Source organism: Mycobacterium sp. SMC-19 (genome assembly GCF_045310815.1).
In the GTDB taxonomy this organism is placed as follows: domain Bacteria; phylum Actinomycetota; class Actinomycetes; order Mycobacteriales; family Mycobacteriaceae; genus Mycobacterium.
Map to the genome: position 1 here is coordinate 174,137 of NZ_JBJIAM010000008.1, position 15,977 is coordinate 190,113.

General features: G+C 72.5%; 4 protein-coding genes. All 4 read left to right on the plus strand.

Annotated elements, in window-relative coordinates; all coding sequences use genetic code 11:
* Positions 1-249: 249 nt before the first annotated feature.
* Positions 250-2,439 carry a hypothetical protein gene (locus ACJH5R_RS18175; RefSeq protein WP_406782525.1) on the plus strand — a complete coding sequence of 730 codons (2,190 nt, stop codon included), beginning with the start codon at positions 250-252 and terminating at the stop codon, positions 2,437-2,439.
* A gap of 36 nt (positions 2,440-2,475) precedes the next feature.
* Entirely contained in the window at positions 2,476-4,740 is a 2,265-nt protein-coding gene (locus tag ACJH5R_RS18180; protein WP_406782526.1) for a hypothetical protein, read from the plus strand.
* A 63-nt stretch (positions 4,741-4,803) separates the two neighbouring features.
* Entirely contained in the window at positions 4,804-11,427 is a 6,624-nt protein-coding gene (locus tag ACJH5R_RS18185; protein ID WP_406782527.1) for a PE family protein, read from the plus strand.
* A 55-nt stretch (positions 11,428-11,482) separates the two neighbouring features.
* A complete protein-coding gene (locus ACJH5R_RS18190; protein WP_406782528.1) occupies positions 11,483-15,865 on the plus strand; it encodes a PE family protein in 4,383 nt (1,460 codons plus the stop codon).
* Positions 15,866-15,977: the final 112 nt, after the last annotated feature.

Sequence of the window (15,977 nt, forward strand, 5' to 3'; positions counted from 1 at the left end):
CTAATTCTGACTACGCATGTTGTCGCTGTGAACAGGTGCAATGCGTCTATCAACAGACTTGTTGTGAAATGCAATCGCAAAATGTTGTCAATTCTCTGACTACGTCTGTTGTCGTTATTTTGACTACAGACGTTGTCTTTCGCCAATCGAAGAATTGCGTCTGTGAGCCTGAGAGTTCCCTATTTGAAATGTGACGCTTCTCATGTACTGTCGCGAAAGTTTGATCCCCCGAGATGGAAGAAACTCCCGATGCAGCAGTTACTTCGTCCCTACGCCACGACGGGCGTCGCCCTGGTAGGTGCCGGTCTCGTCAGCGTCACTGCTGTGCCGATCCCGCAGGTGAGCTTGCATACCTCGCCGGCGCCACGGCCGGATCTCGCGCCGGTCCAGCAACCGTCGAACCTGCGGTTGATGGCCAACACGTCCGACGTGTTGGTCACCTGGGATCAACTGTTCAGCAACACGGCCACCAACCTGGCCAACCTGGGCCAGCACGTGGACTCCGGGATGCTGCCGTCGGAACTCGGGCTGCTGTTGTCGTCGGTCGCACCGTTCGTCACTGTCGCCAACGCGTGGAACGAGATCTGGGCCGCGATCGCCATCGACCCTGCCAACACGCTGAGCATCCTGTTCAACGCGCCGGCCACCCTGCTCAACGCGTGGCTCAACGGCACCAACACCATCGAATTCTTCGGGATCACCGTCCCGGCGTTCAACGGCCTGCTGGCGGGTCCGCAGTCCTTCGACCTCGAGATCACCCTCAGCCAGGTGCTGGACACGGTGAACCTCGGCGAGAAGAGCCTGACCACGATCCTGTCCGGAATCGGGATCGGCGACCTGCCGATCGGGTCGATGCTCACCAGCCTGCTCGACGGGGTGGGGCTGGGCGACCAGACCCCGCTGGACCTGATCAACGCGATCGGTATCGGGTCGCAGTCTGCCGCGCAGCTCGCCACCGGACTGCTCGACGCCATGGGCCTGGGGCACAAGAACCTGATCGACATCCTGGGCAACGTCGGACTCAGCGACGAGTCGGTGGCGGATCTGGGCACGAAGGTGCTCGATGCGATCGGCATCGGCAACCCGACGCTCGGCGATCTGCTGGGCAACGTCGGCCTGGCCGACCAGTCGGTCTCGGGTGCACTGCTGGCGGTGCTCGACGCGGCCGGCATCGGCGACCCGACCGTCACCGGCCTGCTCGACCAGCTCGGCTTTGCCGACCAGCCGGTCTCCGACCTGGCCGCCAGCCTCCTCGACGGTCTCGGCCTGGGTCAGCGGACCCCGGTCGATCTACTCAACTCGCTGGGCCTGGCTGACCTGTCGATCGGCGACCTCCTGCCCAAGGTGCTCGACGCGCTGGACCTGGGTCAACGGACCCCGCTGGACCTCATCGACGCGATGGGCCTGGGCGACGTCAGCGTGGGCTCGCTGGCCGTCGACTTCCTCGGCGGCGCCGGCCTGGGCGACGCCACCGTCGGCGATCTGGTCAACGCCGCCGGGCTGGGCGGCCTGACCATGCAGAACATCGTCGACGCCGCCCACCTGGGCAACGTCTCGCTGGGCACCATCTTCAGCAACCTCGGCTTCGGCGGCCTGACCCTGAACAACCTGATCTGGGCCACCGGCGGTGACACCGTCGCCGACAAGATCGGCGGCCAGGGCATGATCGACGGCCTCAACGCCAACACGATCAACAGCATCCTGGCGGACCAGGGCATGGCCGATCAGACCATCGCCCAGCTGCTCGGGCCGATGGCCGACCAGAAGCTCAGCGATCTGATCGAAGCCAACCTCTCGATGACCCTGAGCTCGGTGCTCACCGGCATGGGCATGAACACCCAGACGCTCGACGAGCTGGTCGCCAGCTTCGGTCTGGACAACTCCAGCCTGGGCCAGCTGCTCACCGACATGGGGCTGAACGACACCACCCTCAACGAGATGCTGGGCAACCTGCTGGGCACCGGCACCTTGGGGCAGCTGCTCAACGACGCGGGTATCGGTAACCAGCATCTGAGTGACCTGCTCGACGGCATCTTCAGCGGCCAGACCTTGGGCTCGTTGCTCGGTACCACTGACCTGGGCAACACCCACCTCGACGCGCTGCTGCACAGCCTGCTGGGCGACATGTCACTGGGCTCAGTGCTGGGCGGTCTGGGCTTCGCCACCACCGACTTGGACACGCTGGTCGGCGGCTTCCTGGGCGGACAGACCATCGCCGATCTGCTGAGCAGCTTCGAACTCGCCACCACCGAGCTGGACGAGCTGCTTGGTGACCTGTTCGGCGACGGAACGTTGAACTCGATGCTCACCAACATGGGCCTGGGCAGTGACACCCTCAACGACCTGCTGGACCAGTTCGGCCTGTCCGACATGGTGCTCATCAACACCCATCTCGGCGATTTCGGCGGATTCTTCGCCTCGCTATTCGGCGGCGTGTAACCGCCCCCATCCACCGAATCGACTCGGAGAAACCTGATGCTGCAGACCCTTCGCCCCTACCTCACGCCCGGGATCGCCGTCGTCGGCGCCGGACTGATCGCCGTCGTGCCGTCGGTGGCGCCGATGCCCGCCGCCCCGACGTCCTTTGCTGCGCAGCAGCACTCGGTGACGCTGACCGCCGACCCGGCGAACGACGTCACCGGCCTGCTGACCAGCTGGGGACTGCTGCCGACGATCACCGTCAACGCGGTACCACTGCCGGCGCAGATCAACATCGAGCTGGGTTCCACGCTGCACAACCTGCTGGCGATGATCGGCCCGTTCATCACGCTGAACAACGCGTGGAACGACATCATGGATCAGCTCGCCGCCGACCCGGGCAACGCGTTCATGATCCTGCTCAACGCGCCGGGCACGCTGATCAACGCCTTCCTGTTCGGTACGGCCGGCATCGACGTGGCGGGGATGAACATCCCGCTGTTCAACGGGCTGTTCGTCGCACCACACACGGCGACCGTTGACCTGCAACTGGGCCAGTTGGTGGACCTGGCCGGCGTCGGAAACACGACGCTCGGCGACGTCCTCGGCCAGTTCGGCATCGGCGACGAGTCGGTGGAGGGCCTGCTGACCGGCCTGCTCGACAGCCTGGGCTTCGGGCACCTGAGCGTCACCGCGCTGCTGTCCGAATTCGGGATCGGCGACCAGCCGATCGCGGATCTGGCGGCCAACCTGCTCGACGTGATGGGTATCGGGAACCCGACGATCTCCGGCCTGGCTGACCAGGTGGGCCTGGGAGACAAGTCGATCGCCGAGGTGCTGACCGGCCTGCTCGGTCAGGCCGGCATCGGCAACCCGTCCCTGGCCGGGCTGCTCGACCAGTTCGGCCTCGGCGACCAGACGGTGGGCGAGTTGGCGACCGGACTGCTGCACTCCGCCGGGATGACGGACACCAGCATCACCGGCTTGCTCGGCCAGCTCGGCGTCGGCGACCTCACCCTGGGCGACGCGCTCAAAGACCTCGTTCACACCACGGTGGGCGGCGACGCGACCATCACCGATCTGCTCAGTCAGTTCGGTGGTGCGGATATGACGCTCGGCAGCGTGATCAACCCGCTGCTGGACGCCTCGGGTTTCGGTGACCAGAGCCTCGCCGAGCTGATCGACAGCCTGCTGGGCGGCATGTTCGGTGGCGGCGGCGCCGGCAGTATGACCGTCGGCGACCTGGTGATCGAGATCCTGCAGGGCGCCGGCTACGACATGTCGCTGTCGGAGTTGCTGCAGAACGCGGAGATGGCCGACATGACGCTGGGTGACTTGCTCGAAGGCACCGAGATCGGCGACCAGAAATTCACCGACCTGCTGACCCAGGCCGGGATGGGTGACAAGACGTTGCTCGAACTCGCCGACGGCGCGATCCCCATCCCGGACGTCACCTGCCCCCTGCTGCCGGGGTTGTACAACGTGTCCTGCTACCAGACCCTCAACAGTTTGATGGGGCCCAACAGCCTGCTGGAGACTCTGCAGCGGCTGTACAGCGCCGGTGCCCCGAACCTGGGTGTGGCGCCCGGTACTCCACTGTCCGACATCACCATCGGTCAGCTGCTGGGGGCGACAGGTGTGGGCGGCGAGAAGCTCAGCGAGCTGCTCACCGGCCTGAATCTGAGCACCCCCTTCGACACCGTCATGCACAACCTCGGGCTGGACAACGTCACGCTCAGCGACCTTTTGAACAACGGCTTCTCGAGTCTGATGAACATCTCGGTGATGTCGATGCTCAGCTCCTGGGGCCTGAACAACCTGAACATCGACACCGTGATCGACCGGTTGGGCCTGGACGTCACGATCAACGGGCTGCTGGGCAGCCTCGGCCTGAACAACGTCGACATCGGCGGCCTCCTCGACCACGTGCTGGGCGGTATGACACTCGGCTCGATCGCAAACGACTTGGGCCTGAACAACATTCACCTGGACGGGTTCCTGGAGAGCCTGCTCGGCGGCGCCAAGGTCGGCAATCTCCTCGATGACCTGAACTTGAACAGCGTCCACCTGGACGAGATTCTTCAGCGTCTGCTCGGCGGCGTCACCCTGAACGACATCGCCAGCTCGCTGGGCCTGGGCGCCGTCACCATCGACTCGTTGGTCGCCAGCCTGGGCCTCGACGGCCTGACGGTCAACGACGTGATCGACGACCTGGGCCTCGGCGGCCTGGACCTCGACGGCCTGCTGGCCAACATGGGCATCTCCGGCACCGATCTGATCTCCGTCAGCATCGGACAACTCGGCGGGTTGTTCGGCTTCTAAGCCGGTCGAAGACGGCCTCGGCAAAAACCAACACTTCACGAAAAGCAAGGGCGGATAACAGCAATGGGTGGCAAGCGCGACGGTGTGGAACGGCGGACGGCGAACGCAGCCGGGGCGCGTCGGCGCAAACGCATCGCCGGTGCCGGAACCGCGGTAGGCGCGTTCCTGGCATTCGGGATGACCCCGCTGTCCGTCGCGCCGTCGGCCCATGCCGACGAGCTGGACTGGGTCTCAGACCTTTTCGGTCAGAGCCTGGGCGATGCCTTCGCCACCCTGGGCGACGCCTCGTCGTGGCAGACGATCTTCGATGCCGACTCCTGGTCGCCGCTGTTCACTCAGCTCGACAGCGGCTGGGACGCCGCGCTGGTCCCGGTGTCCGCAGCCGCCAGTGACCCGTTCGCGGACCTGTTCAACACGCTGTTCTACGAGCCGGTGCACACCGGCATCGAGAACTGGATCAACAGCCCGCTCGGCCTGCAGGTCAACGGTGCGATCAACGGCATGTTCGGGGTGTACCTGATCGGTAATGGCGCCGACGGCACCGCGGACAACCCGGACGGCGGTGACGCCGGCCTGCTGTTGGGAGACGGCGGCAACGGCTTCGGCTACAGCGGCAACGGCGGCAATGCCGGTTGGTTGTTCGGCAACGGCGGCAACGCCGGCAGCGCCGGTGACACCGGGGCCGGCGACTCCGGGGCCGGCGGGCCCGGCATGGCCACCTTCGCTGCCCTGACCAGCGACCCGGCTCCGATCAACGGCGCGCCCGGAGTGGGCGGCAACGGTGGCGGCCTCTTCGGCAATGGCGGCAACGGAACCGACGGTACGGCCGGGCAGTTCGGTGGCGCGGGCGGCGCCGGCGGCGCGGGTGGCGCCGGTGGATTCTTCTTCGGCAGCGGCGGCAACGGCGGCAACGGTGGTGTCGGCGGCGACGGCACCGCTGTGCACCTCAACGGCGGGGCCGGCGGGGCCGGCGGCGCCGGGGGCCGGGGCGGGCTGTACTTCAGCAACGGCGGCGTCGGTGGTGTCGGTGGTGCCGGTGGTGACGGCTTCACCGGTGGCCGGGACGGTGGCAACGGTGGTGTCGGCGGTGCTGGTGGCGCCGGTGGCGGTGGCGGCACCTTCTTCGGCAGCGGCGGGTCCGGCGGTGTGGGCGGCGTTGGCGGCGACGGCGGCAGCGGCACGGCGGGTACCGATGGCGCGCAGGGCACCTTCACCGGTGCCGGCACCGGAAACGGCGGTGCCGGGACCAACGGCGGCGTCGGTGGCCTGGGTGGCAACGGCGGCGTCGGTGGCGACGCCGGGGCCGGTGGCCTGTTCGGCTCCGCGGGCCACAGCGGATCGGGCGGTGCAGGCGGTGCCGGTGGCGACAGCGGTGCGGGCGGCAACGGCGGTAACGGTGCGGCCGGGACCGCCGCACACCTCAACGGCGGCAACGGCGGTCGCGGCGGCGAAGCCGGTATTGCCGGTGCCGAGGGTCGGGGCGGCGCGGCGGGCAGCGGCTCCGGCGGCGTTGCGGGCGCGGCGGGCAGCGCCGGCGAAGCGGCCACCGTCAGCGGCAATGGCGGCAACGGTGGTGCCGGCTTCAGCGCGGTCAACCCGGGCCAGGCCGCCGGTAACGGTGGTCGGGGCGGTGACGGCGGGTCGACCGGCAACGGCGGCAACGGTGGCGTCGGCGGTAACGGCGCGGCGGGTGCCCTGGGCGGCAACGACGTCAACGGCAACGGCTTGCAGGGCGGCGCCGGTGGTGTCGCCGGCAACGGTGGTGCCGGTGGTGCCGGTGGATCGGTCTCGGGTAACGGCGGTGCCGGAGGCGCGGGCGGTGCCGGTGGCACCGGCGGCGCCGGCGGGGCCGGGGAGACCGGCGATGCCGGTCAGAACGCGGCCGCCGGAACCGGTGGTACCGGCGGGACCGGCGAGAACGGTGGCAACGGTGGCAAGGGCGGCATCGGCGGCCTCGGCGGCAACGGTGGTGCCGGTGGTACGGCGGCGCACGGCACCTCGGGTGCATTCGGTGCGGGCGGTGTCGGTGGTGCCGGTGGTGCCGGCGGTAACGCGGGCGACGGCGGCCAGGGCGGCACGGGTGCTGGTGGTGGCAAGGCCGCCGCGGCCGGCGCGGGTGGCCTCGGCGGTAATGGTGGTTCGGTGGGTGCCGGCGGTGCCGGTGGCGCCGGCGGCCTGGGTGCCGGCGGCGCGCATGCGGTAGGCGGCAAAGCGGGCGCGACGGGTACCGGCGGCGACGGCGGCGTGGGCGGTACCGGTGGTGCCGGGCAGCTGCTGGCCAATGGCACGGTCCAGGCCGGTGGCGTGGGCGGTCACGGCGGTAACGCGGGCGCGGTCGGCAACGGCGGTGCGGGCGGCACCGGTGGTGCCGGGGCGACCGGCGCGGCCGGGATCACCAGCGGTTCGGGTAACGGCACCAACGGTGCGACCGGCGGTGTCGGCGGTGCCGGTGGCGTGGGGGGTGCCGGCGGCTCGATCTCGGGTAACGGCGGCGTCGGTGGTGCCGGTGGCGTGGGTGGAACCGGCGGTGCCGGTGGTGCCGGCTCCAACGGAATCGACGGCGTGGATGCGGCCGCTGGAAGTGGCGGCAACGGCGGCGACGGCGGCAGCACCAGCAGCGTCGGCGGCAACGGCGGCAGCGGTGGCGTCGGCGGCGCCGGCGGTGCGGGCGGCACCGCGGTGCACGGCTCCGCGGGTGGCCAGGGCGTCGGTGGCACCGGTGGCGCCGGGGGCGCGGCCGGCAACGGCGGCACCGGTGGTGCCGGCGGCGACGGCGCCGGTGGCGGCGCCAACGCGGTGGCCGGCCACGGCGGCAATGGCGGTAGCGGCGGCACGGCGGGTGGAGCCGGAAACGGTGGCGCCGGCGGTATCGGTGCCGGCGGCCAGGCCGCCAGCGGAGCCGCGGGTGCGGCGGGCAGCGCGATCGGCGGCGTAGGCGGTAACGGCGGCAACGGCCAGGTGTTGGCCGATGGCACGGTCCAGGCCGGCGGTGCCGGCGGCAACGGCGGCAACGCGGGTGCGATCGGAACCGGTGGCGCGGGCGGCAACGGCGGTAGCGGCGCGGCAGGTGCGACCGGAGGCCGCGACGCGAGCGGCAATGGACTGACCGGCGGTAACGGCGCGGCGGGCGGCGTCGGCGGTAAGGGCGGTGCCGGCGGCACCCTCTCCGGCGACGGCGGTGCCGGCGGCCGCGGCGGTGCCGGTGGCGCGGGCGGCAATGGCGGTAGCGGCGGGTTCGTGACCCCCGGCAGCGGCGCGTCCGGCGCAACCGGTGGCAACGGTGGTACCGGCGGCACCGGCGGAGCCGGGGGCCTCGGTGGTGACGCGACCGACGGCAACGGTGGGGCCGGCGGCCAGGGCGGCACCGCGGGTGCTGCCGGCAACGGAGGCAACGGCGGTGTGGGCACCGGTGGGGGTAACGGTGCGACCGCCGGCAGCGGCGGCAATGGCGGCAGCGGCGGCGAGCGCGGCACCGCGGGTGCCGGTGGCGATGGCGGCACCGGCGCCGGATCCGGCCACGACGGCGCAGCCGGCGCGGTCGGCGGTATCGGCGGCGGCGGTAACGGTGGCGAAGGCGGCCGCGGCGGCGACGGTCGCGAACTGTCCGACGGCACCATGCAGGTCGGCGGCGCAGGCGGCCAGGGTGGCAGCGCCGGATCGATCGGCAACGGTGGCCGCGGTGGTGATGGCGGCGCGGGCGCCAGCGGTGGGACCGGCTCGGTAAACAGCGTGAACGGCGCCAACGGTGCCATCGGTGGTGTCGGTGGTGCCGGCGGCAGCGGTGGCTCGATCGCCGGCAACGGCGGCGCCGGTGGTGTCGGCGGCCACGGCGGCAACGGCGGTAACGGTGCCATCGGCCTGACCGGCGCCGCGGGCACCGATGCCGCGGTCGGCAGCGGCGGCAACGGCGGCAACGGCGGCATCGGCCTCGACGGTGGCAACGGCGGGAACGGCGGCGTCGGCGGTCAGGGCGGTCTGGGCGGCAGCGCGGTCAACGGAGCCGCAGGCAAGGCGGGGATCGGCGGGATCGGGGGCAATGGCGGCAACGCCGGCCACGGCGGCGACGGTGGTGCCGGTGGCCGCGGCGCGGGCGGCGGCTTGAACCTGGTCGCCGGCAACGGTGGCGCCGGCGGAAGTGCGGGCAGCGCCGGCCAGGCTGGGGCCGCAGCGCAGGGCGGCCTCAGCGGCGACGGTGTCAGCCAGCGTGCCGGTGGTGTGGCGGGCGCGGCGGCGGTCGGCGGCGGCAACGGTGGTGCCGGTGGCGACGGTGGTGCCGGCGAGGTGCTGTCCAACGGTGCTTCCCAGGCCGGCGGTAACGGTGGTGCCGGCGGCAACGCGGGCGCGGTCGGAACCGGTGGCGTCGGTGGTGACGGTGGCGCGGGCGCGACCGGGAACGCGGGCGTCACGGACGCCGGTGGCGACGGAAGCAATGGCGGGGACGGCGCGGCCGGTGGAAACGGCGGGGTCGGCGGCGCAGGTGGCACTATCTCCGGCAACGGTGGTGCGGGCGGCACCGGTGGTGCGGGCGGCAGCGGTGGTGCCGGCGGCAACGGACTCGTCGGTACCGCAGGGACCACCGATGCCGCGGGCCAGGGCACCGACGGCGGCGACGGTCGCGACGGCGGCGACGGCGGAAACGCGGCACACGGCGGCAACGGTGGTGCCGGCGGCACCGCGGTGAACGGCAACGCGGGCGCGGCCGGTGCCGGTGGGGTCGGTGGCACCGGTGGCGCGGCCGGTAACGGCGGGACCGGCGGCCGAGGCGGCGACGGGGCCGGCGGCGGCCTTGACTTCGAGGCCGGCACCGGTGGCAACGGCGGCGACGGCGGGGCGGTCGGGCAGGCCGGCCTGGGTGCCGCCGGTGGCACCGGCGCCGACGGCAGCCACGCCGCGGATGGTGCGGACGGCGCCGCAGGCCACTCCAACGGCGGCGCGGGCGGCAACGGTGGCGCCGGCCAGATCCTGTACGACGGCACTCTGCAGGTCGGTGGTCAGGGCGGTAACGGCGGCAACGCCGGGACGGTCGGCACCGGCGGTGCGGGCGGCAACGGCGGTGCCGGTGCTACCGGGGCGGCCGGGGTCACCGATGCCTCCGGCACCGGCACGCACGGTGGCAACGGCGGACTCGGTGGCAACGGCGGGACCGGTGGTGCCGGCGGCACCGTGGCCGGTGATGGCGGCGTCGGCGGTCAGGGCGGTGCGGGCGGCACGGGCGGTCTCGGTGGTGCCGGGCTCAATGCGTCTGTTGCCGGCCAGAACGGCGGCAACGCCGGTGACGCCGGCAACGGCGGTCAGGGCGGCGTGGGCGGCCAGGGCGGCACCGCCGCCAACGGAACCGGTGGTGCCGGCGGGCGCGGCGGCGCCGCCGGTGACGCCGGCACCGGTGGCCAGGGTGGCCAGGGTGTCGGCGGTGGCGCCGCGGCGAACGCCAGCAACGGCGGCAACGGCGGCACCGGTGGGGAACGCGGCACGGCCGGGCAGGGCGGCGGCGGCGGGGCCGGTAGCGCGGGCGACGGCGCGCACGGCGGTGTCGGCGCGGTCGGCGGCGGCGGGAACGGCGGCAACGGTGGCGCGGGCGGTAACGGAATCGGCGTGATCAACAACGCCGGTCAATCCGGCGGCAACGGCGGCCTCGGTGGTGCGGCCGGTAGCAACGGCAACGGCGGAGACGGCGGCGCCGGGGGTAAGGGCGCGGTGGGCACCAACCCGGCCGCACCGACCGAAGGCGGGTCGAACCCGTTGGCCGGCAACGGCGCCGGCGGATCGGACTGCGGCAGCACCGGGGGCACCAGCTCCTGCACCGCCGGAGTCGGCGGCAATGGCACCGCGGGTAACAGCGCCAACAACGGCGGGCACATCCAGAACGGCGGCAACGGTGGCACCGGCGGCCGGGGCAACACCGGTGCGTGGTTGGGCCAGACGGCCACTGGCGGCAAGGGCGGCAACGGCGGTAGCGGCGGGGTTTCCGGCGACGGCGGCGACGGCGGTACCGGCGGCTACGGCTACGTCGGTGGCAGCTCCAGCAGCGCTCACGGTGGTACCGGCGGAAACGGTGGCGACGGTGGCAACGGTGTCAGCGGTGTGACCGGCGGCAACGGCGGTGCCGGCGGTGCCGGCGGTGCCGGCGGGTCGATGTCGGGTGTGGGCGGCAACGGTGGCGTCGGTGGCGCGGCCGGCAACGGCGGCGACGGCACCGTCGGCGGTGATGGCGGCGACGGCGGAAACGGCGGACAGGCCTACATGTCGGCGCCGGTCGGCGGCACCTCCGCGGTCGGCGGCCAGGGCGGCAACGGCGGTAACGGCGGCTACGGCGGTAACGGCGGATCCGGCGGCATCGGCGGCCAGGGCGGTGACGCGGGGGCCGCCGGTGCGGACGGTGCCGGTCAGGCCGGCGTGGGCGGTGCCGGCGGCAACGGTGGTTCCGGTGGTCAAGGCGGTAGCGGCGGCGACGGCGGCGACGGCGGCAACACCAGTCGCGGCACCTCATTCGGCAGCCAGACTGCCGGCCAGGGCGGGACCGGTGGGACCGCCGAGGTCGGCGGAAGCGGCGGCGCGGCCGGCGGGGGCGGCGCGGGTGGCCAGAACGCCGACGGCTCGAGCGCATCCAGTGGTGCGGGGGGCACCGGCGGGACCGACGGCGACAACGGCGCCGCCGGCAGCGGCGGATCGACCGGCAGTACCGGCTAAGGCCACGACGTCCTCAACGAATCAACCATTCCTGCTTAAGTAACGAGGTTCCCCTGTGATTGGTAAGCGCCACAACGCAACTCGTGCTGCTGGTCGTCGAGTGCTGGGTGCGGGTTCGGCGGCAGCGGCATTTTTGGCGTTCGGTGTGTCGCCGTTGGTGTCGGTGCCGGTGGCGCAGGCTGATGGTGAGTTTGATTGGCTGCTGGATGTTTTCGGTTCGGGGGCGTGGTCGGCTGCCGAGGTGGACGCTGGGGGTGCGTTCGATTGGGGGTCGTTGTTTGACTCGTCGGCGGGGTTGGCCGGTGGTGATGCGTTTGATCTGACGGCGTTGGTTGAGGCGTACATCTATGCGCCGTTGCATGCCGGCATGGTCGATTGGCTTGAGAGCCCGTTGGGTGTTCAGGTCGGCTCGTTTGTCAATGACACGTTCGGGTTCGGCTCGATCATTATCGGTAATGGCGCTGTTGGTGTTGCCGGTGTTGATGGTGGCAATGGTGGTGCGGGCGGTTGGTTGTTCGGTGATGGTGGTGCTGGTGTCGCCGGTGGTGATGGTGGCGCGGCCGGTTTGTTCGGCAATGGCGGCGCCGGCGGCGCCGGGCTAGCCGGTGGTGATGGCGGTACCGGCGGTGCCGGTGGTTCGTGGATGGGCGTCGGCGGGGTCGGCGGCGCCGGTGGTGTCGATGGCGGCAACGGCGGCGATGGTGGCGCGGGAGCGGGTTGGCTGTTCGGTTCCGGTGGTGCTGGCGGTGCCGGCGGTGTTGGCGCGGCCGGCGTGGCGGGCATCGACGGAGCTAGCGGCGTGTGGGCCAACGGGGGTAGCGGCAACGGCGTGGTCGGTGGCAACGGTGTTGTTGGCGGCAATGGTGGCAATGGTGGTGTCGGCGGCAAGGCTTCGGGCTTTTTCGGCAACGGCGGCAATGGTGGTGTCGGCGGTGTCGGTGGTGCGGGCGGTAACGGTGGCCGTGGTGGTGACGGTGCTGTTGGACAGTGGGATGTGGCTGCCAGCAATGGAATTGGTGGTGATGGTGCCGGTGGTGGTGACGGCGCCAATGGTGGCCAGGGTGGCCAGGGTGGTCTGGCTGGTGCGGGCACCAGCCTGGGTTCGGCGGGTGTCAACGGCCTGGGCGGCCAGGGTGGTGCCGGCGGCAACGCCGGGATTGCCGGCGATGGCGGCGCTGGTTTGGACGCGGACAGCGAGCATCCCGACGGCGGCGATGGTGGCAACGGTGGGGACCCCGGCGCGATCGGTCACGGCGGTCAGGGCGGCCTGAATGGTGGGTCGACCACCGAGCGTGCGGCCAGTGGCGCCGACGGTCAGGCGGCCGGGCACGGCGGTAACGGCGGTAATGGCGGCGACGGGTTCGACGTGGCGGCCTACAACGCCGCCCACGCAGGCGAACTGGGCTTCAAGGCACTTAGCATCGCCGGCGGCAACGGTGGCAACGCCGGCGACGCCGGACTAGTCGGAGACGGCGGCACCGGCGGCAACGGCGGCAACGGCGGCGCTGGCGGTCCCGGTGGCAATGGTGGCTGGTCGGGCGGCAAGGGCGGTACCGGCGGCGACGGTGGCAATGGCGGCAACGGCGGCGCTGCCGGCGCACTGAGTGGTAACGGCGGACTGGGCGGCAACGGCGGCCTGGGCGGCGACGGCGGGCACGGTGGAAACGGCACCGGCGCCAACAGCAATGCCGGCAGCGGCGGCGACGGCGGCAAGGGCGGCATCGGTGGCCAAGGCGGGGCCGGACAGACGGGTGAGATTGGCAGCTACCTGACCGGTGACGGCAACGGTGGCAACGGCACCAACGGTGGCGCCGGCGGAACCGGCGGCGACGGTGGCAAGGGCGGCGACGCAGGCACCGCCACCGGCACCGGCACCCTGGGCGACAACGGCAACGGTGGCGACGGCGGCCAGGGCGGCACCGGCGGCGCGGCCGGCGACGGCGGCCGGGGTTCGGACGGCGACGCTTCAAACATCAACGGCGGCAACGGCGGTAACGGCGGCAACGTTGGAATCGCGGGCGCCGGTGGCAACGGCGGCGCGGCCGGATCCGGTGGTGTGGGCGGCAACGCCGGTACGCAGGGCGCGGAAGGCGACGCGCCGACCATCGGGGGCAACGGCGGCGACGGTGGTAACGGCTTGGCCTCCTCGGCCGAGGGCGTCAACGGCGGCGCGGGCGGCGCGGGTGGCAACGGCGGCGACCACGGCAACGGCGGGAACGGGGGCGACGGCGGCAACGGCTTCACCGGTGCGGCCGGCGTGAGTGCCACCACCGCGGGCGACTCCGGTACCAGTGGCGGCAACGGCACCGACGGTGGCGCGGGTGGCGCCGGCGGTCTGGGCGGCGCGATCAGCGGCGACGGCGGCGACGGCGGTCTGGGTGGTGCCGGTGGTTCCGGCGGCAACGGTGGGGACGGCCTGGCCGGTGCACAGGCCACGGTGGCCGGGGCGAACGGCAACAACGGCGGCTCCGGTGGCAACGGTGGCAACGCCGGCTCCGGCGGCGCCGGCGGTAACGCCGGAGGCACGGCCGGCGGTTCAGGCAACACGGGCACCAACGGCAGTGGCGGGTCCGGTGGTTCCGGTGGCAACGCCGGCACGGCGGGTAACGGCTCGGACGGTGCAGCAGGCAACGCCTCAAACATCAACGGCGGCAAGGGCGGCAACGGCGGCGAGGTCGGTTCTGCCGGAACGGCGGGCCAGGGCGGCGCGGTCGGAACCGGGGGAACCGGCGGCAACGCCGGGGCCGACGGCGATGCCGGCACAGCGATCGCCGGTCCAGCCGGCAACGGCGGCAACGGCGGCGCGGGCTACGACGCGGCCGGCGACGCCGGTGCTGCCGGCGGGACCAGCGGTGGCAACGGCGGCGCCGGCGGTGATGGCGGCAGCGTGGGCAATGGCGGCAATGGCGGTGTCGGGGGCAGCGGCAAGTCCGGCGTTGGTACCGCCGGCACAGCGGGCACGGCCGGCAACCCCAACGGTGGCGCGGGCGGTACCGGCACCGACGGTGGCAATGGTGGTAACGGCGGTGCGGGCGGAACCGGCGGTGCGCTGGCGATCAACACCGCGGGGAACGGCGGCGTCGGTGGTGACGGTGGAGCCGGCGGCAACGGCGGTAACGGCGGTAACGGATTCAGCGCTACGGCGGCCGGCGCCGCGGGTGGCAATGGTGGGGCCGGTGGCGAGGCCGGCTCCGGCGGTCATGGCGGTTCCGGCGGCAACGCCGGAACCGCGCAGTCGGGCGCGGTGGTCGGTGCCAACGGCAATGGCGGCCAGGGCGGTAACGCCGGCAGCGCCGGCCAGGGCGGCAACGGCGGCCGGGGCGGCGACGGCAATGCCAGCACCCCGAACGGCGGCCGCGGCGGTAACGGCGGCGATCCGGCCAACATCGCGGGCAGCGGGGGAACCGGCGGCGCAGCCGGCAGCGTCGCGGGCGGCGGTGGAACCGACGGGTCCGGCGGCGCAAGCGGAAGTGCGACAGCGGGCGCGTCCGGCAATGGCGGCGCGGGCGGAAACGGCTACAACGCGGCCGGTGACGCCGGCGCGGCGGCAGGAGCCAACGGCGGCAAGGGCGGTGCCGGCGGTGACGGCGGTGCGATCGGCAACGGCGGCAACGGCGGTGCCGGCGGCAACGGCAAGGTGGGCGCCGACGGTTACACGGCCCCGAACGGCCAGGCGGCCGGCGGCGGTGCCGGCGGTACGGGTGCCAATGGCACCCAACCCGGGCAGGCCGGCGGAAACGGCGGCCGGGGCAATGACAACAGCTGCGCCAAGTTCTTCGGCTGCGGCGACTTCTACGCCGGCGGCGGAGGAAACGGCGGCAACGGGGCGCAGGCCGCGGACGGCGGCAACGGTGGTGCCGGCGGGGATGCGTATGCCAATGCCGGCGGCACCAACGGCAAGGCCCACGCCGGCGACGGCGGCGACGGCGGTGACGGTGGTATCGGCGCGAACGGCGCGAACGGCGGTAGCGGCGGCGCCGGCGGTGCCGGCGGCAAGGGCGGCTCGATCTCCGGTGACGGCGGCAACGGTGGTGCCGGCGGTGCAGGCGCCAACGGCGGCGCCGGTGAGAAGGGCGGCGACGGCGGAGATGGCGGCAAGGGCGGATATTCGCAGAACCGTCAGGGTTCTGGCTACGTCTGGGGCGGCAACGGCGGTGATGGCGGCACGGGCGGCGGGGGCGGCAATGGTGGCGACGGTGGCAACGGTGGTGCCGCTGGCGCGGCGGGCGTCGCCCTAGGCTCTGGCAGCTCCGGCGCAGCCGGTGCCAGTGGCGGTGCAGGCACTGGGGGCGCGGCCGGTGCTGGTGGCGCCGGCGGAGCGCGTGGAGAAGGCGGAACGACCTCGCCCGGAACCGTCGGCTCCTCCAACGGTTCCCCGGGGCAAGTCGGAACCGGTGGCGCGGGAGGCACGAAGGGTAACGACGGCGCCCATGGCTAGCCACGCTCTCTCGCACGCATTTTCGCGGCGTTTCCTTTTGCGTGGGAACGCCCTTTCGAGCCGGTTCGCCGACGTCGAAAACTCAACCAACCTCATCCCGAACTCAGCAGAT

Coding starts and splice junctions, on each gene's coding strand:
- ACJH5R_RS18175 (WP_406782525.1), top strand. CDS start 250: ATGCAGCAGTTACTTCGTCCCTACGCCACGACGGGCGTCGCCCTGGTA.
- ACJH5R_RS18180 (WP_406782526.1), top strand. CDS start 2,476: ATGCTGCAGACCCTTCGCCCCTACCTCACGCCCGGGATCGCCGTCGTC.
- ACJH5R_RS18185 (WP_406782527.1), top strand. CDS start 4,804: ATGGGTGGCAAGCGCGACGGTGTGGAACGGCGGACGGCGAACGCAGCC.